Origin of the sequence: Pantoea sp. AN62 (genome assembly GCF_050432985.1) — a bacterium.
Taxonomy (GTDB): domain Bacteria; phylum Pseudomonadota; class Gammaproteobacteria; order Enterobacterales; family Enterobacteriaceae; genus Pantoea; species Pantoea brenneri.
Genome location: NZ_JBNPYB010000003.1, coordinates 267177 through 291023, shown reverse-complemented (window position 1 = coordinate 291023; position 23847 = coordinate 267177). Strand labels below are relative to the sequence as shown.

The 23847-nt window shown below is 53.1% G+C and carries 26 protein-coding genes and 1 pseudogene; 15 read left to right on the top strand and 12 right to left on the bottom strand.

Annotated elements, in window-relative coordinates:
• The 3 genes and pseudogenes from FHW04_RS05810 to FHW04_RS05800 form a co-directional block, all read left to right on the top strand.
• Positions 1 to 219, top strand: a pseudogene (locus FHW04_RS05810) (hypothetical protein); the annotation flags it as partial.
• A gap of 273 nt (positions 220 to 492) precedes the next feature.
• Positions 493 to 879, top strand: a complete 387-nt coding sequence (locus FHW04_RS05805) for a gp53-like domain-containing protein (protein WP_418888994.1) — start codon at positions 493 to 495, stop codon at positions 877 to 879.
• 1 nt (position 880) lies between these two features.
• Positions 881 to 1285, top strand: coding sequence for a tail fiber assembly protein (locus FHW04_RS05800; RefSeq protein WP_069728381.1), 405 nt, complete (start codon positions 881 to 883; stop codon positions 1283 to 1285).
• Positions 1286 to 1325: 40 nt separating this feature from the next.
• Here the strand turns inward: FHW04_RS05800 and FHW04_RS05795 are convergent, their stop codons facing one another.
• From FHW04_RS05795 to sapA, 5 genes are all read right to left on the bottom strand, one after another.
• The gene (locus tag FHW04_RS05795) at positions 1326 to 2792 is read right to left on the bottom strand and encodes a hypothetical protein (protein WP_069728380.1); all 1467 of its coding nucleotides are present in this window, start codon (positions 2790 to 2792) and stop codon (positions 1326 to 1328) included.
• Positions 2785 to 3702 carry a glycosyltransferase family 2 protein gene (locus FHW04_RS05790; RefSeq protein ID WP_069728379.1) on the bottom strand — a complete coding sequence of 306 codons (918 nt, stop codon included), beginning with the start codon at positions 3700 to 3702 and terminating at the stop codon, positions 2785 to 2787. Before FHW04_RS05790 ends, FHW04_RS05795 begins: the two co-directional genes overlap by 8 nt.
• Positions 3703 to 3707: 5 nt before the next feature.
• Entirely contained in the window at positions 3708 to 4061 is a 354-nt protein-coding gene (locus FHW04_RS05785) for a GtrA family protein (RefSeq protein WP_084227793.1), read from the bottom strand.
• A gap of 277 nt (positions 4062 to 4338) precedes the next feature.
• Entirely contained in the window at positions 4339 to 5304 is a 966-nt protein-coding gene (gene sapB, locus FHW04_RS05780) for a putrescine export ABC transporter permease SapB (protein ID WP_031377772.1), read from the bottom strand.
• A complete protein-coding gene (gene sapA / locus FHW04_RS05775) occupies positions 5305 to 6927 on the bottom strand; it encodes an ABC transporter substrate-binding protein SapA (RefSeq protein WP_089561488.1) in 1623 nt (540 codons plus the stop codon).
• A gap of 171 nt (positions 6928 to 7098) precedes the next feature.
• On the opposite strand from sapA, the gene FHW04_RS05770 reads away from it, so the two are divergent.
• Positions 7099 to 7254, top strand: a complete 156-nt coding sequence (locus FHW04_RS05770) for a hypothetical protein (RefSeq protein WP_162287699.1) — start codon at positions 7099 to 7101, stop codon at positions 7252 to 7254.
• A gap of 36 nt (positions 7255 to 7290) precedes the next feature.
• On the opposite strand, the gene pspF is transcribed toward FHW04_RS05770, so the two are convergent.
• The gene (gene pspF / locus FHW04_RS05765; protein WP_046288526.1) at positions 7291 to 8301 is read right to left on the bottom strand and encodes a phage shock protein operon transcriptional activator; all 1011 of its coding nucleotides are present in this window, start codon (positions 8299 to 8301) and stop codon (positions 7291 to 7293) included.
• Positions 8302 to 8465: 164 nt separating this feature from the next.
• Here pspF and pspA point away from each other — a divergent pair, with 164 nt between their 5' ends.
• Genes pspA through FHW04_RS05735 form a run of 6 tightly spaced genes read left to right on the top strand, consistent with a single transcriptional unit; the run spans position 8466 to position 12481 of the window.
• The gene (gene pspA, locus FHW04_RS05760; RefSeq protein WP_089561489.1) at positions 8466 to 9131 is read left to right on the top strand and encodes a phage shock protein PspA; all 666 of its coding nucleotides are present in this window, start codon (positions 8466 to 8468) and stop codon (positions 9129 to 9131) included.
• A 35-nt stretch (positions 9132 to 9166) separates the two neighbouring features.
• Positions 9167 to 9394: an envelope stress response membrane protein PspB gene (gene pspB, locus FHW04_RS05755; RefSeq protein WP_031377770.1), complete on the top strand. Its 228-nt coding sequence runs from the start codon at positions 9167 to 9169 to the stop codon at positions 9392 to 9394.
• The gene (gene pspC / locus FHW04_RS05750; protein WP_031377769.1) at positions 9391 to 9741 is read left to right on the top strand and encodes an envelope stress response membrane protein PspC; all 351 of its coding nucleotides are present in this window, start codon (positions 9391 to 9393) and stop codon (positions 9739 to 9741) included. Before pspB ends, pspC begins: the two co-directional genes overlap by 4 nt.
• Positions 9742 to 9796: 55 nt before the next feature.
• Positions 9797 to 10045, top strand: coding sequence for a phage shock protein PspD (gene pspD, locus FHW04_RS05745; protein WP_031377768.1), 249 nt, complete (start codon positions 9797 to 9799; stop codon positions 10043 to 10045).
• On the top strand, positions 10026 to 11423 hold the full coding sequence (locus FHW04_RS05740; RefSeq protein WP_069728375.1) for a YcjX family protein: 1398 nt from the start codon (positions 10026 to 10028) through the stop codon (positions 11421 to 11423). The genes pspD and FHW04_RS05740 overlap by 20 nt, the downstream gene beginning before the upstream one ends.
• A complete protein-coding gene (locus FHW04_RS05735; protein ID WP_089561490.1) occupies positions 11420 to 12481 on the top strand; it encodes a YcjF family protein in 1062 nt (353 codons plus the stop codon). The genes FHW04_RS05740 and FHW04_RS05735 overlap by 4 nt, the downstream gene beginning before the upstream one ends.
• 56 nt (positions 12482 to 12537) lie before the next feature.
• Here the strand turns inward: FHW04_RS05735 and FHW04_RS05730 are convergent, their stop codons facing one another.
• The 3 genes from FHW04_RS05730 to FHW04_RS05720 are packed head-to-tail and all read right to left on the bottom strand — an operon-like array spanning position 12538 to position 15310.
• Entirely contained in the window at positions 12538 to 13956 is a 1419-nt protein-coding gene (locus tag FHW04_RS05730; protein ID WP_069728373.1) for a glucosyltransferase domain-containing protein, read from the bottom strand.
• A 53-nt stretch (positions 13957 to 14009) separates the two neighbouring features.
• Positions 14010 to 14954, bottom strand: coding sequence for a glycosyltransferase family 2 protein (locus tag FHW04_RS05725; RefSeq protein ID WP_031376978.1), 945 nt, complete (start codon positions 14952 to 14954; stop codon positions 14010 to 14012).
• The gene (locus FHW04_RS05720; protein WP_089561491.1) at positions 14951 to 15310 is read right to left on the bottom strand and encodes a GtrA family protein; all 360 of its coding nucleotides are present in this window, start codon (positions 15308 to 15310) and stop codon (positions 14951 to 14953) included. The genes FHW04_RS05725 and FHW04_RS05720 overlap by 4 nt, the downstream gene beginning before the upstream one ends.
• 230 nt (positions 15311 to 15540) lie before the next feature.
• Here FHW04_RS05720 and tyrR point away from each other — a divergent pair, with 230 nt between their 5' ends.
• Positions 15541 to 17106: a transcriptional regulator TyrR gene (gene tyrR, locus FHW04_RS05715; protein ID WP_031376976.1), complete on the top strand. Its 1566-nt coding sequence runs from the start codon at positions 15541 to 15543 to the stop codon at positions 17104 to 17106.
• Between the two features lie 53 nt (positions 17107 to 17159).
• Here the strand turns inward: tyrR and tpx are convergent, their stop codons facing one another.
• The gene (gene tpx, locus FHW04_RS05710; protein WP_031376975.1) at positions 17160 to 17663 is read right to left on the bottom strand and encodes a thiol peroxidase; all 504 of its coding nucleotides are present in this window, start codon (positions 17661 to 17663) and stop codon (positions 17160 to 17162) included.
• Positions 17664 to 17818: 155 nt separating this feature from the next.
• Between tpx and ycjG the strand changes: the two genes are divergently transcribed.
• Positions 17819 to 18802, top strand: coding sequence for an L-Ala-D/L-Glu epimerase (gene ycjG, locus FHW04_RS05705; RefSeq protein WP_089561492.1), 984 nt, complete (start codon positions 17819 to 17821; stop codon positions 18800 to 18802).
• Here ycjG and mpaA read toward each other — a convergent pair.
• Positions 18777 to 19484 (bottom strand): murein tripeptide amidase MpaA, encoded by a 708-nt coding sequence (gene mpaA / locus FHW04_RS05700; protein WP_069728370.1) that lies wholly within the window; start codon positions 19482 to 19484, stop codon positions 18777 to 18779. The two genes, ycjG and mpaA, sit on opposite strands and share 26 nt — an antisense overlap.
• A 155-nt stretch (positions 19485 to 19639) precedes the next feature.
• Between mpaA and FHW04_RS05695 the strand changes: the two genes are divergently transcribed.
• From FHW04_RS05695 to FHW04_RS05685, 3 genes are all read left to right on the top strand, one after another.
• Positions 19640 to 21259: a peptide ABC transporter substrate-binding protein gene (locus tag FHW04_RS05695; RefSeq protein ID WP_089561493.1), complete on the top strand. Its 1620-nt coding sequence runs from the start codon at positions 19640 to 19642 to the stop codon at positions 21257 to 21259.
• Between the two features lie 117 nt (positions 21260 to 21376).
• Positions 21377 to 22360, top strand: coding sequence for a zinc transporter ZntB (zntB, locus tag FHW04_RS05690; RefSeq protein WP_031376786.1), 984 nt, complete (start codon positions 21377 to 21379; stop codon positions 22358 to 22360).
• Between the two features lie 315 nt (positions 22361 to 22675).
• Positions 22676 to 22822, top strand: coding sequence for a hypothetical protein (locus FHW04_RS05685; RefSeq protein WP_162836816.1), 147 nt, complete (start codon positions 22676 to 22678; stop codon positions 22820 to 22822).
• A 47-nt stretch (positions 22823 to 22869) separates the two neighbouring features.
• On the opposite strand, the gene ttcA is transcribed toward FHW04_RS05685, so the two are convergent.
• A complete protein-coding gene (gene ttcA / locus FHW04_RS05680) occupies positions 22870 to 23790 on the bottom strand; it encodes a tRNA 2-thiocytidine(32) synthetase TtcA (RefSeq protein WP_031376785.1) in 921 nt (306 codons plus the stop codon).
• Positions 23791 to 23847: the final 57 nt, after the last annotated feature.

The window sequence follows — 23847 nt, the reverse complement described above, 5'->3', positions numbered from 1 at the left end:
ATGCATCGCATTGACACATCAACAGCCCAGAAAGACAAATTTGGTGCGGGGAAGAATGGTTTCACAGGTGGTAATCCGCAGACCGGAGAACTGGCAACGGCACTTGACGCTGATTACTTTGATGATCTGCAAGAAGAGATATGCAACGTTATCGAAGGGGCTGGGGTTAACCTGGCTAAGGGAACGCGTAACCAATTGCTTTCGGCTTTAAAACAGCTTCCCCGGATTTCAAACCAGACTTTCTACACTGACACAGGATCGGCGAATGCGATTATTATTGCGCCATCACCAGCCATTACGGCTCTTTCTGATGGGCAGGTCTTTGAGATAGCATGCGCTGCAGTAAATACAGGCGCAGTCACACTCAAGATTAATGCGCTGCCTGCATATCCTGTAATTGGTCCGGCCGGTTCATTGCAGGGAGGTGAGATCGGTGCAGCCAAAGGCGTAATACGAGTTGTATGGTCAGCATCTAAAAGCTCGTTTCTGCTTATGTCACAAAACACAGCCGGCCCACAGCAGGTAGCTCCCGCCACACAGTCAAATCAGGCCGTTAACCTTGGTCAATTTACGCTTCTATCAGGTGATGCTGGCTATATGAAGTTTCCGAATGGTGTAATTCTTCAGTGGGGCTCTGCATCTATCGCGGGTGGAGGCGGAGCCAATGGCGCGCTGAATGTCAATTATCCGGTGGCGTTTCCGAACAACTTCTTCCAGGCGGTTGCGGTGCCCCGAGACCTATCGGGGGGAACTACAGCTGGCAATACTATTTATCTTAACTTCCAGACTGGAACAGCCCCATTATCGCAACTCAAAGTAGGTGTTGCTGGTTCTAACATTGGGAACTTATCTTTCCGTTATTTCGCAATAGGAAACTAAAATGACTAAATATTATTCCCCCAGCGTCAATGCGTTTTATTCAATCGATATTAATGGAACTTCAATACCTGAGGATGCAGTGGAAATCACGCATGAGGCGTGGCTAGAACTTCTGAAGCAACAATCTGACGGTAAAGTCATCGCTGCAGGTAATGATGGGATCCCGGTTGCTAATGACGCCCCGCCACTCACGACAGCGCAGATGGTTGAGATTGCTGATAACCAGAAATCGTCACTAATGGCAGAGGCCACTGTGGCAATTGCACCCCTACAGGATGCGGTTGATCTTGAAGAAGCTACTGATAATGAGAAAACACAACTAACAGCGTGGAAAAAATACCGGGTTTTACTGAACAGGATTGATACGTCAATCGCTCCAAATATTACATGGCCAACTAAACCTTAATTGAAAAAAAAGCCCCATGCGGGGCTTTATCCAATTTGGGTCATAAAGGTTTAACTTCTCCATTGGTAAATATTCTTTTGTCGGGATATAACATGATCAGCACTCCTGATATGTTTTCAATTTTGAAATCATTGCCAAAGATTTCTGCCATGCTTTTTACTTCACTTTCATCCTTAGCTATATAATAACTTGATTTTACACTATACCAATCCTGGCGAGAAAGCCATGCGTATGGTTTAAGTCTTAACTTAGGAGTGTCTATTAATGTCCCTCCGATATTAATGTCATTCTTAGTATGTATGGCAATTGAAGTGGCGTACCAGAAACTTCCATAACCTGACCCCAAATTATTTTTATCTAAAAACTTAGCTACCTTAACATAACTCGAGTCACGATATGTTTGCTTCCAGTCTGTAAAGTTTAATGCCATGATAACTAGTGAGGGTATAATCACAAGGTAAATGCTTTTATGGTTAATATCCATATTTCTACCTATGAAGATGAATATGGTAAAGTAAGCCGGGATTAAATACCTCGTGGATGCCATATCTATTGGCATATTACTTAACAGGAAGGCGGTACAAAGTAAGGCGAATGACGCTACTAATACGCGGTCTAAAAAATACGACCTCCAGTTTTTGTTTATATATTTATATGCGAATATTACAATGCTTATTATGCATGCAAATCGAACAAAGTTCTTTAAGTTAAGGAGATCAGAGATCGGTTTGCCAAAGAAGTCGGCACCAAAGGCTTTTATCGTTCCATATGAAAATAAGTATAAGTTATGGGCTATGCCATCGAAAGTTACAAATTCAGGAGGGTTTATGCCTCCTATATCAAAGTGAGGTATATAGCTTACCAATAACTTAATGGCGCCACTTATAACTATTGGGATGATAACTATTCCAAGCCAGTGATAATTATTTTTCTCTTTTAGTAGTGTAAGCGAAATGATAAATATCACAAAAATTGGAGCTGTTATAAAATAGAAAAAAAGGTTGTCACTGAACAATGCAAGAGCATTTAGTATTAAAATTATAGAGTATTTTAAGGTTGATGTTTTTTGATTCAAGGCATGGAGGGTATATAGCCCAACGATTAAAGCACCTATGTGAAAACATGCACTGATAAGAGCGGGGGCTAAGAACTTGGACGGCATCAGGAAAATGGCTAAAACTAGGAAGCCATACCCATTTTTCTTTGTTAAGGCCAAAGATATCAAGATTACGATTGAATAATAAACCGCAGGTAGCAGGTATAAAAGATTTGTGTGAGATCCTAGCATTCTTATTGCAATGGCAAATGGAACCATCTCAGTGAAATAAAAATTCACCGTTGATAGATTCCATCCATTTAATGTTATGTTTCCAGAAGCCAAATCTTTAGCTTCAAGAAAGAAAGCAGCTTGATCAGATGAGATGCTGCTTTTGTAAACATACAGATAGTAAACTATGGACAGTATAATAAGGCTGGCCCAGCCTATAATGGAGTTCTTTTTAATCATTTTTTTCACTTTTTATTATGAACCGAGGTCTTTGTTTGGTTTCTAAATATATTCTGCCTATATATTCACCTAAAACTCCTATGCCTATCAATTGTATTCCGCCGAGAAAAAGAATTGAAACAAGAATAGAAGGGTATCCTCGCACTGGGTTGCCAAATGCGATTGTGTCAAAAATCATCCATGAGCCGTAAAGGAATGAAATAGCTGCAACAATTAAACCTATATAAGTCCATATCCTTAGGGGGAAGGTGGAAAAGCTAGTAATTCCCTCTAAAGCTAAATTCCAAAGTTTCCAGCCATTGAACTTTGAATCACCTGCAACGCGTCGCGCGCGACTATATTCAACAACGTCAACGCGTCCACCTACCCATGAAAGAATTCCCTTCATAAAAAGATTTCTTTCAGGCATTAACTTAATGCTTTCAACTGTCGCCCGAGACATAAGACGGAAGTCTCCAACATTCTCCTCAATCTTTGATGAGCTTATTTTATTGTGTAATTTGTAAAACCACTCGGCGGTTTTCCGCTTAAGTCTGCCATCACATTTACGATCTGTCCTCTTTGCTAATACAACATCAGCTCCATTCTGCCAGCGAGATACTAATTCCGGGACGACTGAAATTGGATCTTGTAAATCGACGTCAATCGGTATAACCGCATCACCTGTTGATTGCTCAAGGCCAGCAAAAAGAGCAGGCTCTTTACCAAAATTTCTCGTAAATGAAATAGATTTAACTAATGGGTCTGATGAAGAAAGAGCGTTTATAATTCTTTCAGTTCCATCAGTGCTTCCATCATTAATAAATATTATCTCAACTTGTAATATTGAAAGTTCCTCACGAACTTTTTTATAAAAAATAGGTATCGCATCCTCTTCATTAAAGACGGGGACAACAAGTGATATTTTCATTATCATTACCTGAAAACGATTAATTTTGAATAAAAAAAGCCACAAATAAGGCTAACCGCAGAAAAACCAATCAGGGTAACTATTGGGGATAGTACATATTGATCTGCAGACCACCCAAAAAAACAAGCTATGCCACCCATGAAAATGACATATAGCGAGTAGCGCATCAGAGAAGCATCAGATGAAAAGGTCCATCGCGCATTGACAAAGAAGGAAAACGTAATAGCAAAACAGAAGGCTACAAAATTTGCGAGTGATTGACTGGACGAAAACCAATAAAAAAAAACTGCAAATACTACCCAATGGATAGCTGTGTTGGCGATGCCAACTCCTGCATATTTGTAAAACACATTTAACATAAAGAGAGGTCGTAGTTGGGAGTTATCTGATTTTATACATGATCATTCAGAGTGCAAGATTTTGATAGCAAGAAAACTAAAAAAGCCCGGCGACCGGGCAATGACTCAGCCGCGCCAATCTCAGCAGGCTGCTGGGTGGGTAATTTGAGATTGGTAACTCCCCGCCGCAACTGCCAAATGATAAATGTGTACACAAAAGGGTGCTTTAATTGGTTGTGATCTAATCTTGCGAGATTAACCTATTGATTTGAATTATTTTATAAATTCAAACTAAGCGCTATCGGAGGGCATACCATTCCTTATGTTTCAACGGATTCATCGCTGCGCCAATCACGTCGGAGATGACGTTGACCAGAATCACCAGCCCGCCAATCACCATCACGCCGGCTGAGATCGCCGCATAATCCTGCTGGCGAATCGCATTGATCAACCAGCGGCCAAGGCCGGGCCAGTTGAAGACCATTTCAGTGATCATCGCCAGCGTCAGCATGGTTGAAAATTGCAGGCCAAGACGCGGGATCACCGGCGGTAAGGCGTTGTGCAGCACGTGACGTCGGATCACCGTCAGCTGTGACAGTCCGCGGGTCGCGGCGGCTTTAACATAATTTTTTTCCATCACCTCGCTGGTGCTGTTGCGCAGCAGGCGGATCACTTCGGTGGTGGGTGCCATCGCCAGTACCAGCACCGGCAAAATCAGGTGAGTCAGGGCGCTGATAATCATCTCGTGCCGCCACGGTGAGCGGCTGAGCCAGGCGTCAATCAGCGCAAAGCCTGATACGTTCTGTACCGGATAGAGCAGATCGTGCCGCCCCGACACCGGTAGCCAGCCGAGCGTCAGCGAGAAAAACAGCGTGAGCAGCAGGGCCAGCCAGAAAATCGGCGCTGAAAAGCCGAGCAGCGCCAGCGCACTGATGGTCTTATCCTGCCATTTGTTGCGCATCACCCCGGCGCAGATGCCGAGCGGAATACCCACCAGCAGGGCAAACACAAACGCCAGAATGCACAGCTCCATGGTGGCGGGAAAAACTTCGCGCAGCTGCAGGCCAATTTCCTGTCCGTTGGTGCTGGAGACGCCAAAATCAAACTGCAGCATCCCTTTAAACCAGAACCACCAGGCGTCAGACAGGGCAGCACCTTCCAGCGGCGCGTTTGGGGTGAAATAGCTGAGGCTGAAGCTGACCAGCGACAGCAAAAACAGCGTAATCAGCAGCAGCAGCAGGCGGCGCAAAATATAGATGATCACTTACTTTTCCTCACCCTCTTCACGATAAACCCCGGCAAACGAGGCGTTGCCAAACGGACTCAGCACCAGGCCTTTAATGTCATGGCGAAACGCCTGCAGACGCAGCGACGACGCCAGCGGCAATACCGGCAGCTCCTGAGCCAGAATCTGCTGCGCTTTGTCGTAACTGTCGATGCGCCCCGACAGCTGCTGTGTCAGCAGAGCATTCTGCAATGTTTCATCAAAGGCCGGCGAGCACCAGTGCGCATAGTTGGTCTGGGAACGGATCGCCGCGCAGCTGAGCAGCGGACGAAAGAAGCTGTCCGGATCGTTGCTGTCGGTCGCCCAGCCCGCCAGGGTCAGGTCGTGATTCATCGACATCAGCTGCGCCTCCTGAAAACGTCCTTCGACCGGCACAATGGTCAGGCGGACGCCCACCTGGGCCAGATCGGCCTGCAATAATTCCGCGGTTTTAAGCGGGCTGGGATTCCACGACTGCGAGGCCGACGGCACGACCAGCCGCAGATGCAGGTCGGTCAGGCCCAGCGCTTCCAGCGCAGCGCGAGACTTTTTAGGATCGTATTCGGTCACCCGCGCGTCACTGTCATAAGCCCACGAGGCGCGCGGTAATATCGAGGCCGCAGTTTCGGCCGTGCCGTAGTAGATCGACTCCATCAGCCGCTCATTATTGATCGCCAGCGCCAGTGCATGCCGGACTTCAGGACGATCAAGCGGCGGCTTGCGGGTATTAAACGCCAGATAGGCGATATTCATCCCGGGTCGCAGCGTCATTCGCAGGCGCGGATCATCGCGCAAGATACTGAGCTGACTGGCAGCCGGATAAGCCAGCACGTCGCACTCGCCGGTCAGCAGTTTCGACAAACGGCCGGTGCCGCCGGCGCCTAAATCGATCACCGCCTGCTGCAGACGCGGCACGCCTTTCCAGTAATGCGGATTACGTGCCAGGCGGATGTACTGGCCGGTGCGATATTCACTTAGCTGGTAAGGGCCAGTGCCCACCGGCTGGCGATCCATCTCTTCCTGGCGGCCCTGAGCCGTCAACTGATCGGCATACTCTTTAGACAGCACCGGCGCATAGTGGGTCGCCATATGCCAGAGGAAGGAGGCATCCGGGCTGTTCAGCCGGAATTCAACCGTGTTGTTATCCAGCTTTTTAACGCTCTGCACTGAATCGGCAAACTGCAGGCTATCGAAGTAGGGATAGTTGCCGCCGTTGACGTTATGCCACGGATGATGACGATCGAACATCCGGGCGAAGCTGAACACCACATCATCTGCGTTCAGAGCGCGTGTCGGTTTGAACTGATTAGTCTGCTGGAACTGCACGCCGCTGCGCAGGTGAAAACGATAGGTCGCGCCATTGTCACGCACTTCCCAACTGGCGGCCAGATCGGGCTTCAGACGGTAGGTGTAGGGATCGACATCCAGCAGGCGATCGTACAGTTGTGCCGCCAGGGTATCGACGGTTAACCCGCTGCTGACCATTTGAGGATTGAAGGTGGTCAGCGTGCCGCTGACGCAATAGACAAAGCCGGTCTGGCGAATATCACCGGCGGGGGCCGACCACGCAGGCGAACTCAACACGCTGAAGCTGAACAACAGCGAACATATTAGTTTTGACATAGAACTCAACGATTTTGAGGCATTAGACAGAGTGTATCGCAAAGCGGGCGTTGTCCCAAAATCTGCGACGCTGCCCGGCCTGATATTCATTCAGCCTGCGGCAGAAAAAACGTACAGAGAGTGTGGTAATGAGAAATATTCTCAATTAGCGCTTTACAGATGATAATAAGAATGATTATTATTCATCTGCACTTCGACGGTGGCTCTACCGAAGAAGAGCACGACATTGCTCACATTGCTTCCAGTATTGTTGCCCGCCTGATGGCGGGCTTTTTTTTGCCTGAAATGGTCAACGCGAAGCGGACGGCTGGCCTGATAAGCGCCTGAGACGGCAGGGGAAGGGCGAAGTCGATCCGCACGGTATCAGCTGATATCTTCACGCGCCTGAATACCGTGCTTTTTCATCATGGCGCGGAGCTGGTGGTAGGTAACGCCCAATAACCCCGCGGCGCGGCGCTGATTGTATCGTGCCTGTTGCAGGCTGGTTTCCACCAGCTCTCGTTCCTGCTGATTTTGCCACTGACGCAGATCGAGCGGCAGCGCCGGCAGGTCGCCCTCGGGCGCGGGACGGCTCACCGGCAGGGTATCGACCGGCTCAGGCCGGCGAGCGAACGGATTAATAATCACGTTATCCAGCGGCTGCTCGCTGCTGTTGTGACGATAAACCGACCGTTCCACCACATTCTTCAGCTCACGAACGTTGCCGGGCCAGTGGTAACTCAACAGCGTCTGCTGCGCCTGCGCGGTAAAGCCAGGGAACAACAGCAGGCCAAGTTCACGGCACATCTGGATAGCAAAATGCTCAGCCATCACCAGGATGTCGCTGCGACGTTCGCGCAGTGGCGGCAGCTGAACGACGTCAAACGCCAGACGATCAAGCAGGTCGGCGCGGAATTTTCCGGCGGCCGCCAGGGCAGGCAGGTCTTCGTTGGTGGCGCAGACCAGCCGCACATTAACCTGCAATGAGTGATTACCGCCGACGCGCTCCAGCTGCCCATATTCGATTACCCGCAGCAGTTTTTCCTGAACCAGCATCGGTGCCGTCGCCAGCTCATCAAGAAACAGCGTGCCGCCATCCGCCCGTTCAAAGCGGCCCAGATGTCGCTTCTGAGCGCCGGTAAAGGCCCCGGCTTCATGGCCGAACAGCTCAGAATCGAGCAGATTTTCATTCAGCGCGGCGCAGTTCAGCGAGATAAACGGTCCCTGCCAGCGGTCAGAAAGATAGTGTAAGCGGCTGGCGATCAGCTCTTTACCGGTACCGCGCTCGCCAATCACTAATACCGGCTTTTCCAGCGGAGCCAGCTTCGACACCTGCTCCAGCACTTCAAGAAAATTATTGGACTCACCGAGAAGGTTGTCGTTGTTTCCAGCCATGATGAATTTCGCCACCCCTTAATCATTTTGACTATATTAGAACAAGCCAAAAGGGCTGTAAAATTTAAAAATTGATAATAATCAGATAATTATAAAATTGGCACGCATCTTGTATTAGCCATACAGCGCAACACGCCATGACACATTTAAAGAGGAACATCATTATGGGTATTTTTTCTCGTTTCGCCGACATCGTAAATGCCAACATCAATTCGCTGCTGGAGCGTGCGGAAGATCCGCAGAAACTGGTCCGTTTGATGATTCAGGAAATGGAAGACACGTTAGTTGAAGTCCGCTCAACCTCTGCACGGGCGCTGGCTGAAAAGAAACAGCTGACACGCCGGATTGAGCAGGCAGAGATTCAGCAGGCCGAATGGCAGGAAAAAGCCGAGCTGGCACTGCGTAAAGATAAAGACGATTTAGCCCGCTCAGCGCTGATCGAAAAACAGAAACTGACTGACCTGATCGCCGCCCTGAAACAGGAAGTGAGCCAGGTAGAAGAGACGCTGGAACGCATGAAAGGCGAAATCAGCGAGTTGGAGAAAAAACTGAGCGAAACGCGGGCGCGTCAGCAGGCGTTAACGCTGCGTCATCAGGCGGCTTCCTCTTCACGTGACGTTCGTCGTCAGCTGGACAGCGGTAAAATTGATGAAGCGATGGCGCGTTTTGAATCGTTTGAACGTCGCATCAATCACATGGAAGCGGAAGCGGAAAGTCACGGTTTTGGCAAACCTAAAACGCTGGATCAGCAGTTCACCGATCTGAAAGCGGATGATGAAATCAGCCAGCAACTGAATGCGCTGAAAGCCAAAATGAACCGCAGTGAATAATTATCGACGTTGCGATGAGTGATTAAGGAGAGTCAATGAGCGCACTTTTTCTTGCCATACCGCTAACGATCTTCGTGTTATTTGTGGCACCGATCTGGCTATGGCTGCATTACAGCAACAAACGCAACGGCGGTTCGGAACTGTCGCAAAGCGAAATCCAGCGCCTGCAGCGTGTTGCTCAGGACGCGCAGCGGATGCGCGAACGCATTGATGCGCTGGAGGCGATTCTGGACGCAGAACACCCTAACTGGAGGCAACCATGATCAATGGCCGCAAGTTATGGCGTAAGCCTGACGAAGGAAAACTGATGGGCGTCTGTGCAGGTCTGGCGGAGTATCTCGATATTCCGGTGCGGCTACTGCGCGTCATCATGGTGCTGTCACTGTTTTTTGGCCTGTTTATGTTTACCGTGGTCGCCTATTTCGTGCTGGGATTTGTACTGGATGTTAAACCGGCCAATGCCGCTGACAACCCACGTCAGCCCAGCGCCAGCGAACTGCTGGACCAGTTAGAAAGCGCACTGCAGCGTGATGAACGCAGCGTGCGCGATGTGGAACGCTACGTCACGTCTGAAACCTTTAGCGTGCGCAGCCGCTTCCGCCAGCTTTAATTCTTATCATACCGGGCCTGTAACAGGCCCTTTCGCTGACCCTTCGGAGGTGTCGATGTCCTTCTCGCGATCCACTGCTTTTCGCCACCGCGCGGCACCCGCGTTGAAGTCGGCGGCTAAATTCATCATTATTAACGCTGTCACTTACGGTCCTGCTGGCGTCACCGGCTGGGCGGTAAAATCGGTAGCACGCCGTCCGTTACGTCTTTTACTGGCGATGGCGCTGGAGCCATTGCTGAAACGCGTAATGAATCGCGCGGCGTCGCGCTTCATCAGGGAGAAAGATGAAAAGACTGCAAACTGAATTTGTCGCGTTAATGAACCGCGGCGTTGACCGGCACCTGCGCTTAGCGGTTACCGGCCTAAGCCGCAGCGGAAAAACCGCGTTTATCACCTCGCTGGTTAATCAACTTCTGACGGTCCACAGCGGCGCACGTTTGCCGCTGTTTTCCGTGGTGCGGGATGAGCGCCTGCTCGGGGTAAAGCGGGTACCGCAGCGCGATATGGGAACGGCGCGCTTTACCTACGATGAAGGGCTGGCACAGCTCTACAGCACGCCACCTGCCTGGCCGACACCGACCCGTGGCGTCAGTGAGATGCGGCTGGCGCTGCGCTATCGCCCCAATGCATCGCTGCTGCGACATCTGAAAGAGACCGCCACGCTCTATCTGGAGATCGTGGATTATCCCGGCGAATGGCTGCTCGATCTGCCGATGCTGGCGCAGGATTACCTTGCCTGGTCACGGCAGATGAACGGGCTGCTGCAGGGCGATCGCGCAGAGTGGGCGACGCCGTGGCGCACCCTCTGTCAGCAACTCGACCCGCTCGCACCCGCCGATGAAAACCGGCTGGCGGAAATTGCCGCAGCCTGGACCGATTATCTGCACCGCTGTAAGGCTGAAGGATTGCATTTCATCCAGCCGGGCCGCTTTGTCCTGCCTGGCGACATGGCGGGCGCACCGGCGCTGCAGTTTTTCCCGTGGCCGGTTACCGACGATCTGCAGCTCAGCAAACTCGCTCAGGCCGACAAAGGCAGCAACTTCAGCATGCTGCAGCAGCGGTTTAACTACTACTGCCAGCACGTGGTGAAAGGCTTCTATAAAAATCATTTCCTGCGCTTCGATCGCCAGATTGTACTGGTCGATTGCCTGCAGCCGCTCAACAGCGGACCACAAGCCTTCAATGATATGCGGCTGGCGCTGACGCAGCTGATGCAAAGCTTTCATTATGGTCAGCGGACGCTGTTCCGCCGGCTGTTTTCACCGGTTATCGATAAATTACTGTTTGCCGCCACCAAAGCGGACCATATCACCAGCGATCAGCACGGCAATATGGTGTCACTGTTGCAGCAGCTGGTGCAGGATGCCTGGCAGAACGCCGCATTTGAGGGGATCAGCATGGACTGCATCGGCCTGGCCTCGGTGCAGGCGACGCAGAGCGGGCTGGTGGATCACCGGGGTGAGAAGATCCCGGCGCTGCGCGGCAATCGGCTGAGTGATGGCGAACCGCTGACCGTCTATCCCGGTGAAGTGCCGCCGCGGCTGCCGGGCAATGCTTTCTGGCAGCAGCAGGGTTTCCAGTTTGAACAATTCCGCCCACAGCAGCTGGACGTTGATCGGCCGTTGCCGCATATCCGCATGGATGCTGCGCTGGAATTTTTGTTAGGAGATAAATTGCGATGAGTGATCCGCTGAAGCCCCGTATCGATTTTTCTCGTCCGCTGGATGAGGCGACAGAGGTGCCGTTACGACCCGCGCAGACTTTTGACGCCCAGGCGCAGGCGGCGTTTCTGGCGGTGCAGGATGACGAAGCCGTCGTCGAGGAGGAGGGCGCAGGTGAGCGCGCGGTGGAAGCGGCGCTGAAACCGAAGCGCAGCCTGTGGCGCAAACTGGTGATGGCTGGCGTGGCACTGTTCGGCATCAGCGTCGTCGCGCAGGGCGTGCAGTGGACCCATGATGCCTGGCTGGCCCGCGACTGGTTTTCGCTCGGCAGTGGCGTGGCGGGCGGCCTGATCGTGCTGGCTGGCGTCGGCGCGCTGGCCGGTGAATGGCGCCGCCTCTATCAGCTTCGTCAGCGTGCCGAAGAGCGCGACATCGGCCGCGAACTGCTGCACAGCCATGGCATAGGTAAAGGCCGGGCATTTTGCGAAAAGCTGGCCCAGCAGGCCGAGCTGGATCAGGCGCATCCGGCGTTACAGCGCTGGCATGCCGCGCTTCATGAAACTCATAACGACAGCGAAATAGTACGTTTATATGCCCAGCTGGTGCAGCCGGTGCTGGATCGCCAGGCGCGACGTGAAATCAGCCGTCACGCGGCAGAAGCCACGTTGATGATCGCCGTCAGTCCGCTGGCGCTGGTTGATATGGCTTTTATTGCCTGGCGTAACCTGCGGCTGGTCAATCGCATCGCCGCAATTTACGGTATCGAACTGGGTTACTTCAGTCGTATACGCCTGTTCCGGCTGGTGCTGCTCAATATGGCGTTTGCCGGTGCGTCGGAACTGGTGCGCGAAGTGGGGATGGACTGGATGTCGCAGGATATCGCCGCCCGACTCTCTACCCGCGCCGCGCAGGGTATTGGCGCCGGTTTGCTGACCGCGCGGCTGGGCATCAAAGCGATGGAACTGTGTCGCCCACTGCCGTGGCTGGAGCAGGATAAGCCACGACTGGGTGATTTCCGTCGCGAGCTGTTAGGACAGATGAAAGAGGCGTTGCAGAAGGGCGGCAATAAGTCTGCCTAGCCAGTGCTGTGACGCAATCAACAAGGGCGGCCTGGCTGGCCGCCTTTTCTTTGCGCTTAATGAGGCTGACGCAGCACCGCGCGCGAATCGATAACCAGACAGTCACCCGGACAACCGGCTTCGTCGGTAATAACCGGATTCGCCGGCAGCGTAAACGCCATGCCGTTTTGTTGCCGGATAAAGTGCGCCATGCCGGCAAAGGTCCATGACATGCTTAATCCCAGCCCGCCAAAATCATCATATTTACGCAATGTCGCCACTTTCGGCAGATATTCTCCGGTCAGACGATAATAGAGCGCGCCATGGAAATCTTTTGGCACCTGAGAGGTGATGGCCTGATTAAGCAGCGCAAACTCTTTGCGCGCCGGAACCGAATAGCCGTTGTTGAGATGACTGATTGCCAGTGAAGCCGCTGCCAGCACCAGCGCGGCATATAAGCACTTTTTCCATTTAAATTTTTGGCTGATCTCAAACAGACCGACAATAAAAATGCTGGTTGAAATCAGGGCGCCGGCAATCAGGGTACGATAGGCTGCCATGCTTTCACTGACAATCAGATTGGGCAGCGCGGCGATCAGCAATAAAAAAAAGATCAGGCAGAACTTATCAGTGCCAGCGGCTTTAATTTTCTTTAGCCCAAAGCCAATGACGATTAAAGAGAGAATCACCGAAACGGTTTTTGCCCCGAGATCAAAATGACAGATGATGTTTTTAAGGTACTCTGAAAAGAACCATTTCACCTTATTCAGCAGATCGTAGCTAAATGCCGAACGCGGCAGCGCATGGCCATAAAGCTGGACTGGCAACACCTTCGACGCAATCAAGGCGGCAAACATGCCCGCGCCCAATACCACCAGCGAAATCACGGCACGTTTTTTATCGATCCTGCGTGCTGAGAGGCACAAATCCAGCATGGCAAAAAAGGTAAAGCTCATCGCAGCTGGCTGATAAATACAGAAGGCGATGGTCAGCAGAAAGATCGCCAATAGTGGCCCAGCTACGCCTGGCTTCACGGACCATCGATAACTCGCGCCAGCCAGCAGAATCGCGGCGATATAGGGAAAGCAGGATGCCCAGGCGATATAAACCTGGAAAGAAGGCAGCAGGCAGAGCAACAGTGAAAAGGTTATGCGCTGCGCCTGGCTTTCCATCAGCGCGTATTTCTGAGTCAGGGTATAAAGATAATAGCCGGTAAAAATAAGCAGAATAATTGCCACTGCACGCAGCAGCGCCAGTTTTTCTACGCTATCGACAATAAAAGAGGCGGCATACTGGATGATTCCGTACACCGGCCGGCCTGATAACGTATCCCAGTTTAAAATACTGCGCTGATCGAAGTTGGCCCAGTAGAGGTTGGTCCAGTCATCGGTATAGGCATAATGGGTTAAATAAGCCGGATAGTATGCAAAAAGAAACACCACTATAAAGAGCACAAACACGTTGCCACGGCTCAGGCCCTGTTTACCGATCATCATCTTTCATCCTTTGTTATTGGCACGCTGCTGTTGCCACGCGGTGGCATAATTCATCATCTTTCAGTACTGGTTTTTTTTAACTTATCGCTGTTTCGTAAAATATAACGTGGCCGGTTTTTGGTCTCCATATAGATGCGACCGATATATTCGCCGAGCACGCCAATGCCGATAAGCTGAACGCCGCCCAGAAACAGCACTGAAACCAGGATCGAGGGATAGCCCGGCACCGGATTGCCAAACAGCAGTTTGTCGACAATCAGCCACAGGCCATAAAGAAAGGCTAATGAGGCGACCAGAAAACCAATGTACGACCAGATACGAAGCGGGAAGGTCGAGAATGAGGTCAGTCCCTCCAGCGCCAGATTCCAGAGCTTCCAGCCGCTGAATTTACTGTTGCCCGCTATCCGTTCTGTACGGATATATTCGACAATCTCTGTCTGCCCGCCAACCCAGCTAAGAATACCTTTCATGAATAAATTTTTTTCAGGCAGCAGCTTAATATTTTCCACCACTTCCCGTGACATCAGCCGGAAATCACCCACGTTCTCTTCTATCTGAGGATGGCTGATGCAATTATGCAGCTTATAAAACCAGTGCGCGGTTTTACGTTTCAGATGGCCATCGGCGCTTCTGTCAATTCGCTTGGCTAAGACGATATCAGCACCCGCCTGCCACTTGCTGACCATTTGTGGGATCAGCGAAATCGGGTCCTGCAAATCAACGTCAATCGGAATGATGGCATCACCCGTAGCAGCTTCCAGGCCGGCGAACAGCGCCGCCTCTTTGCCAAAATTGCGGATAAAGGAGAGGGTACGCACCAGCGGATCGCACTGGCTAAGCTGGGCAATCAGCGCCCGGGTGGCATCCGTACTGCCATCGTCAATAAAAACGATCTCGACCTGCCACTCGGCAAATGCGGCATATTTCCTGACGGCATCGTAAAAAAGAGGAATCACCTCTTCCTCATTGAAAACCGGCACCACCAGAGAAATCTTCATTTATTTCCTTTAAACACGATAAAGTGGGAAAAGATAAAGCCACAGGCCAGGCTCAGGGCCGAAGACGTTATCAGCGTAACGATCGGGTAAAGGCCGATCCGGTCCGCCAGATAGCCAACACCAAAGGCCATCGCGCCCATAAATATCACGTACAAAATATAGCGAAAGGGTGTGGCTTGCTGATTAAAGGTCCAGCGTGCATTAACAAAGAATGAGAAGGTTACCGCCAGACCAAAGGCAATAACATTCGCGGTGGATTGCAGAAAGCCCTGACTGATACAGATAAAAAATGTGATCCAGTGGATCAGAGTATTCAACACGCCAACGGTCAGGTATTTAGCAAAGAAGATAAGCATTTTATAATCGTTATTAATGAGTTGAGTGAAATATACAGCAAGTCAGCAACGATCAAAAGTTTCATACTGACAAAGATTGACAATCCCAGCTTCCTGCACAAATCGGCGGCAGGCAGTATAAAAGGCAGCCAAACGCCGGGTGAGTGTCAACTTTTCCTGACAGAGCCCTTTCTGCTGGCGCATCTCTTAGCGTATCATCGGCCCATCTGAAGCTGATTAAGGCCATCACAATGCGTCTGGAAGTGTTCTGTCAGGACCGAATCGGTCTGACGCGTGAACTGCTCGACCTGTTGGTTGCGCGCAATATCGATCTGCGCGGTATCGAAATCGCGGCGTTAGGCCGCATCTACCTCAACTTTTCCGCGCTGGAATTTGATGCTTTCAGCAGCCTGATGGCAGAAATCCGGCGTACACCGGGCGTAACAGATGTGCGCACCGTAGCGTACATGCCGTCGGAACGTGAGCATCGTGCGTTGAGTGCGCTGCTGGTGGCGATGCCGGAACCGGTCTTCTCTATCGATCTGAAAAGTAAAGTGGAACTGGCGAACCCGGCGGCGCAGAACCTGTTCAATCTCGACGAACAGAAGATGCGTAATTTCAGTGCCGGAAACCTGATTAACGGTTTCAATTTCATGCGCTGGCTGGAAAGCGAGCGGGTGGAAGCGCAGGCGCAGCACGTGGTGATTGAAGGGCGGGATTTCCTGATGGAAGCGCGACCGATCTATCTTTCCGGTGAAGAGGGTCAGAACGATCAGCCGGTTGGTGCCATGGTGATGCTGAAATCCACCGCGCGCATGGGCCAGCAGTTACAGAACCTGGTGGTAACCGACGAATCGGAGTTTGACCATATTGTCGCGGTGACGCCAAAAATGCGTCAGGTTGTGGACCAGGCGCGCAAGCTGGCGATGCACGATGCGCCGTTGCTGATCATTGGTGACACTGGCACCGGTAAAGATATGCTGGCGCGCGCCTGTCATCTGCGCAGCGCGCGCGGTAAAAAGCCGTTCCTGGCGCTTAACTGCGCCTCGCTGCCGGATGATGTTGCCGAGAGCGAACTGTTTGGTCATGCCGCCGGGGCTTACCCGAATGCGCTGGAGGGTAAGAAAGGCTTCTTTGAACAGGCTAATGGCGGCTCTGTCTTGCTGGATGAGATCGGCGAGATGTCGCCAAGAATGCAGACCAAGCTGCTGCGTTTCCTCAATGATGGGACTTTCCGCCGGGTCGGCGAAGAGCATGAAGTGCATGTCAATGTGCGCGTCATCTGCGCCACCCAGAAGAACCTGATTGAGCTGGTGCAGCGCGGCGAATTCCGTGAGGATCTGTTTTACCGGCTGAACGTCCTGACCCTGCATCTGCCACCGCTACGCGACCGTCCGCAGGATATCCTGCCGCTGACCGAGATGTTTGTCGCCCGCTTCGCCGACGAACAGGGGATGCCTCGTCCGCGCCTGTCGCCGCAGCTTAATGCCTTTTTAACCCGCTATGCCTGGCCAGGTAACGTGCGTCAGTTGAAAAATGCGCTTTACCGCGCGCTGACCCAACTCGAAGGCTATGAACTGCGTCCTCAGGATATCGTGTTACCGGAGCAGGCGCTGGATGTGTCGTTGGGGGATGAGGCACTGGAAGGCACGCTGGATCAGATTACCAGCCGTTTTGAGCGTTCGATTCTGACCCGGCTCTATCTCTCCTATCCCAGCACCCGCAAGCTGGCTAAACGGCTCGGCGTATCGCACACCGCGATTGCCAATAAGCTGCGTGAATATGGATTGGGGCAGAAGCGAACTGAAAGTGAGTAGGTGACCTGCGAGGGTGATAAAAAAGCGGATAACCGGGTTATCCGCTTTTTTTTTTACTTCAGCGCTGCCAGCGCCGCGTCATAGTCCGGCTCAGTGGTAATTTCATCCACCAGCTGGCTATAAATCACCTTGTCGTCTTCATCCAGCACAATGACCGCGCGTGCCGTCAGGCCTTCCAGCGCACCATCGGCAATTTCCACACCGTAGTCATACTTAAACTCTGAACCGCGCAGGGTCGACAGCGTTACTACGTTGCTGAGGTTCTCTGCGCCACAAAAGCGCGACTGGGCAAACGGCAAATCAGCAGAGATGCACAGCACAACCGTGTTATTCAGTTCACCCGCCGCCTGATTAAACTTGCGTACTGAAGAGGCACAGACGCCGGTATCAATGCTGGGGAAGATGTTCAGAATTTTACGTTTTCCTGCATACTCAGAGAGCGCAACGTTGACCAGGTTTTTTGCCACCAGCGTGAATGCTTTGGCTTTATCGCCAGCCTGAGGAAACTGACCCGCAACCGGTACTGCGTTACCCTGAAAATGAACAGTCTGAGACATACTGATTCCTTTTTGATGGTGAAGAGATCTGACTTATAAACGGCTAAAAACGCGCTATAGTCGTTGTTTATGACATAAAATTTAAGGGTTTACGAGTTCAATTATTGAGTTTAGCGCAGGCAGCCTGCCATTGCGTTGCAGATTCTGGAGAGTAAATGAGAACGGTAAAAAGTTATCCCGAAGCCTGGCCGCTACATACGCCGTTTGTCATTGCCCGTGGAACACGCACTGAAGTAAAAGTGGTGGTGGTTGAAATTGAAGAGGCGGGCATGAAAGGGGTCGGTGAAGCGACGCCTTATGCACGCTACGGTGAAACCGAAGCCTCGGTACTGGCACAAATCGCCTCGCTGCTGCCTGCCTTACAGCAGGGAATGACGCGCGAAGCGCTGCAACAGGCACTGCCCGCCGGCGCGGCGCGCAACGCTATCGATAGCGCGTTATGGGATCTGACGGCCCGCCAGCAACAGAGCAGCCTGTGGCAGCTCAGCGGCGTGGCGGCACCCGCGGGTGTGGTCACTGCCCAGACCGTCAGCATTGATACGCCGGAAGCGATGGCCAGCAGCGCCCAGGCGCTGTGGCAGCACGGGGCGACACTGCTGAAAATTAAGCTGGATAACAATTTTATTACCGAACGACTGATGGCGATCCGCGCCGCAGTGCCACAGGCGACGTTAATCGTCGACGCTAACGAATCGTGGCATGCGGAGGGACTGGCGGCGCGCTGTCAGCTGCTGGCCGATATCGGGGTGGCGATGCTGGAGCAGCCGTTGCCAGCGGGAGAAGATGCGGCGCTGGAGAACTTTATTCATCCGTTGCCGATCTGCGCCGATGAAAGCTGCCACACCCGTGACAGCCTGGCCGCGCTGCGCGGTCGTTATGAGATGGTCAACATCAAGCTGGATAAAGCCGGTGGACTGACCGAGGCGCTGGCGCTGGCGGCGACGGCACAGCAGCAAGGCTTTGCGCTGATGCTTGGCTGCATGCTCTGTACCTCACGCGCCATTCGCGCCGCATTGCCGCTGGTGCCGCAAACCCGCTTTGCCGACTTAGACGGGCCGACCTGGCTGGCGGTCGACGCAGAACCAGCCATTAAAGTGCAGAACGGTCAGTTGATTATTGCTGCCAGCGCAGCAGATTAACCATCATCTCCAGATAGGTTTCTGTGGCTTCATCCACTGAAATCACCGGCATTTCTGCCGTGACGCACGTCAGACTGAGATCCTTACACCAGCTACCAAACGAGCCTGGCGTGTCATAACCCACGCTACTGACGCGCGGCAGGCCGGTCTGTTGCGCCAGCCAGCCGCCGATCTCCGCCTGATGCGGATCGTCTATGCAGCCGAGTGGCTCGTGCCAGGAGACAATCCAGCGCGGCTTGAGCTGATGAATCAGGGCACACAGCGCCTGAGTTTCCGGTTCAGATGCCGGATGGCTGCCGGTGGATAAGGCGACGTCACGCGCGTCCGCCACGCTGTTCCAGCGATAGACCGTGTCGCCTGATTGCCAGTTCGCCGCCGGGAAATTGCGGTTAAGATCGACGCCGTTAGCATTAGCGCGCAATCCCAGTTGACAGCCATCCGGGTTGACCGCCAGCACCACGTGGTGACGGCGCAGCGCGTCCGGCAGCGTGCGAAGCGCAGCAGAGAGCGTGGCGATCGCCGCATTTTCGTCGCCGTGGGTGCCCGCCAGGATCAGTCCGCTGTCGGCATCGCCCAGCGGAGCCGGGAACCACAGCAGCGGCGCGCCCAGCACTGAACGGCCATATTGCTGGTACGGAACGTCCAGTTTGCCGCGCAGCGGTCGTGGGTGTAATGACGACATGGTGATTTCCTCTGAAAGGGTTTTCCTAAAAGTAGCGGAAAAGCGGCGCGCGGAAAATAGCTATTTATCAATCAGCAATTTGCGATAAAGTGCCGCAAGACAAGCTGCGTCGGCATCGGACCGGGGCAGCGCTTCTTTGGGGTAAAGGAGTGATGATGGTTAAGACCTTTCGCATGACGCTGGCGGCGCTCAGCCTGAGCAGCGTACTCACACCCGCCATGGCGGCGACGCTACCCGCCGGCGCACAACTCGCTGACCAGCAACAGATTGTCCGTCATATCAAAGATGAGCCCGCCTCGCTCGATCCGCTCAAAGCGGTGGGGCTGCCGGAAATTCAGGTTATCCGCGATCTGTTTGAAGGGCTGACCAATCAGGATGCGCACGGCAAAATCGTTCCTGGCGTGGCACAAAGCTGGAGCAGCAGCGATAACAAAACCTGGATCTTTACCCTGCGCAATAACGCCCGCTGGTCCAACGGCGAGCCGGTCACCGCTCAGGATTTCGTCTACAGCTGGCAACGTCTGGTCGATCCTAAAAACAGTTCGGCCTTTGCCTGGTTTGCCGGCTTAAGCGGTATTGAGAATGCAGCAGCGATCACCAAAGGCGAAATGACGCCCGACAAGCTGGGCGTGGTGGCTCAGGACAACAACCGGCTGAAAGTTACGCTCGACCGTCCGGTGCCGTGGTTCCCGGCGCTGGTCGCCAACGTGGCGCTGTTTCCGGTTCCGCAGCAGGTGATTGCCCGGCAGGGCGACAGCTGGACTGCGCCAGGCAAGCTGGTGGGTAACGGCGCCTATCAGCTGAGCGAGCGGGTGGTGAATGAGAAAATTGTGCTGACGCGTAACCCGCACTACTGGGATGATGCCCATTCGGTTCTGACCAAAGTGACCTTCGTACCGATCAACGAAGAGTCGAGCGCCACCAAACGCTACCGCTCAGACGATATCGACATTACCGAATCCTTTCCTAAAAACATGTATGCACTGCTGAAGAAAACGCTGCCGGGGCAGGTGTATACGCCGGACCAGCTCGGTACCTATTATTACGCGTTTAATACCCAAAAAGGCCCGACCGCGGATGTCCGGGTGCGTAAGGCGCTGTCATGGTCGATTGATCGCCAGGTTATTGCCGACAAGGTGCTGGGAACCGGCGAAAAGCCCGCGTGGCACTTTACGCCGGACGTCACCGCCGGCTTTAAGCCGTTGCCGTCATTCCAGCAGCAGCACGATCAAAACAGCCTCAATGCCCAGGCCAAAGCCCTGCTGGCCTCAGCCGGTTATGGACCGGACAAGCCGCTGCGCCTCAAGCTGCTGTACAACACCTCTGAAAGCCATCAGAAAATCGCGATTGCGGTGGCCTCGATGTGGAAAAAGAACCTTGGCGTGGATGTCACGCTGGAGAATCAGGAGTGGAAAACCTACATCGACAGCCGCAACAGCGGCAATTTCGACGTTATCCGCGCCTCATGGGTTGGCGATTACAATGAGCCCTCCACCTTCCTCAATCTGCTGACCTCGGGCAACAGCAGTAATATCGCGCGCTTCAGCAATGCGGAATACGACGCGGTACTCGCCAGGGCCAGCAAAGAGACCAGCGACCAGGCACGCAACAGTGATTACAACCGTGCCGAGCAGATTCTGGCTGCTCAGGCGCCGATCGCGCCGATCTACCAGTACACCAACGGCCGCCTGATTAAACCCTGGGTCAAAGGCTACCCGATCACCAACCCGGAAGATGTGGCCTACAGCCGCGAACTGTGGATTGAAAAGCACTAGCCGTTTGCGGCCTGTAGTCAGGCCGCAGACTGACATCTTTCTACACAGCCCGGTGATTGCAACTCAACGCCGCCACGCTAGACTGTATCGTATTGATTTTAGTAGTGAGGCAAGGTTGTGGATGTAATTGACGGAAAAGCATTGCAGGTTTCAGACGCCATTATTTCCTGCCAGCTGGATGGAAAGGGCGGGCTGATCCCGATTGCAGAAGATGAAGTGATCCACTGCGAGCGGCCCTGCTGGCTGCATCTGAATTATACCCATCGTCAGAGCGCGGAATGGCTGCAATCGACGCCGCAAATCCCCGATGCGGTGCGTGACGCGTTAGCTGGCGATAGCATGCGGCCGCGCGTCAGCCGGCTGGGCGACGGGTTTATGATAGTGCTGCGAAGCGTCAATCATAACAGCGATGCGCGTCCCGACCAGTTGGTGGCGATGCGGGTGTTTATCAACGATAAACTGATTGTTTCGACCCGGCGGCGCAAAGTGTTCGCGGTGGATGAGGTGCTGACCGATCTGCAAAACGGCAACGGGCCCATCGACTGTGGCAGCTGGCTGGTGGACGTTTGCGATGCGCTGACCGATCACACCAGCGAATTTATCGAAGAGCTGCACGACAAAATCATCGAAATGGAAGATGCGCTGCTGGACCAGCGGATGCCGGCGCGCGGCGAACTGGGCTTACTGCGCAAGCAGCTGATTGTGATGCGGCGTTATATGGCACCGCAGCGCGACGTGTATGCCCGGCTGGCCAGCGAGAAGCTGGCGTGGATGGACGACAGTGAACGGCGGCGGATGCAGGAGATTGCCGATCGCCTCGGACGCGGACTGGATGACCTCGACGCTGGCGTGGCGCGGACCGCCATTCTGGCCGATGAGGTCGCCTCGCAGATGGCGGAGTCGATGAATCGCCGCACCTACACTATGTCGCTGATGGCGATGATTTTCCTGCCCGCCACCTTTCTCACCGGTTTGTTCGGCGTCAATCTGGGTGGCATCCCGGGTGGGGAGTGGCGTTACGGCTTTTCGATCTTCTGCCTGCTGCTGGTGGTGCTGGCGCTCAGCGTGGCCGGCTACCTGCGCAAGCGGCGCTGGCTGTAGCGGTATCACCGGCGGATTGCGCTGACCGGCCTGAAAAACGCCACTCAACCAACGCTGGCAGCGCTAAGCGAAAAAAAGCTGATCGATATCAATAACCCTTAAGCGCGACTGACGCAAACTCTCTCCCGCAGGTGAATGCAACGTCAAGCGATGGGCGTTGCGCTCCATATTGTCTTACTTCCTGATTTAGAATTAATGCATAGCACATTTAATTCGAAACACGCCGGCCACTGTGCCGGCTTTTTTTTTGCCGCCTGGCTGTGATGCGTTTCCTTTCCTATGCTTAAACTTCATTCGCAAGAAAAGGAGCACGGCATGAACGCGATTCTTAACAGCGAGCCGATCCCCACGGATCCGACCCCGATTCCTGACCCGATTCCCCAGCCACAACCGCAACCCGATCCGCCACCGGACCCGGAGTTTCCGCCGGTAATGGATCCGCCACCGCACCGAAACATATAAAAAAGGGCGTGCTGTTAACAGCACGCCCTTAATCGTGGCGGAGTGGCTTATTTAATCTGCACCACGTCCAGACGCGCGCTGACATCCGGCGCATCCTCTTCTTCCGCCCGCCAGCCTGCGGGTTGCAGTGGCAGGGTCTCACGGTCAAACGCCAGATCGCCGCCATCCACTACGGCATCGCCGTGCTTAATCCCTTTAAAATCGAACAGGTTGATGTCGGCCATGTGCGAAGGAACTACATTCTGCATTGCGCTGAACATGGTTTCGATACGGCCCGGATAACGCTTGTCCCAGTCACGCAGCATATCGGCCACCACCTGACGCTGCAGGTTCGGCTGAGAGCCACACAGGTTGCACGGGATAATCGGGAACTGACGAGCTTCAGAGAAGCGGATGATATCTTTCTCGCGGCAGTAGGCCAGCGGGCGAATCACAATGTGTTTGCCATCATCGCTCATCAGCTTGGGTGGCATGCCTTTCATCTTGCCGCCGTAGAACATGTTCAGGAACAGGGTTTGCAGGATGTCATCACGATGGTGGCCCAGCGCAATTTTGGTGCAACCCAGATCGCTGGCGGCACGATAAAGAATACCGCGGCGCAGACGAGAGCAGAGCGAGCAGGTGGTTTTGCCTTCCGGGATCTTATCTTTAACGATCGAATAGGTATCTTCTTCGATTATCCGGTATTCGACACCCTGCGACGCCAGATATTCCGGCAGGATGTGCTCCGGGAAACCCGGCTGCTTCTGATCGAGGTTAACCGCAATCAGGCTGAAATTGACCGGCGCACTCTTTTGCAGGCTGCGCAGAATTTCCAGCATGGTGTAGCTGTCTTTACCGCCTGACAGGCAGACCATGATGCGGTCGCCTTCTTCGATCATATTAAAATCAGCAATTGCTTCGCCGACATGGCGACGCAGGCGTTTCTGTAATTTGTTGAAATTATACTGTTCTTTTGAACTGGTCACGTGATTCCTGGCCTGTAAACAGAGACGTCAGCGTCATGGCTGACGATAGAAATAACT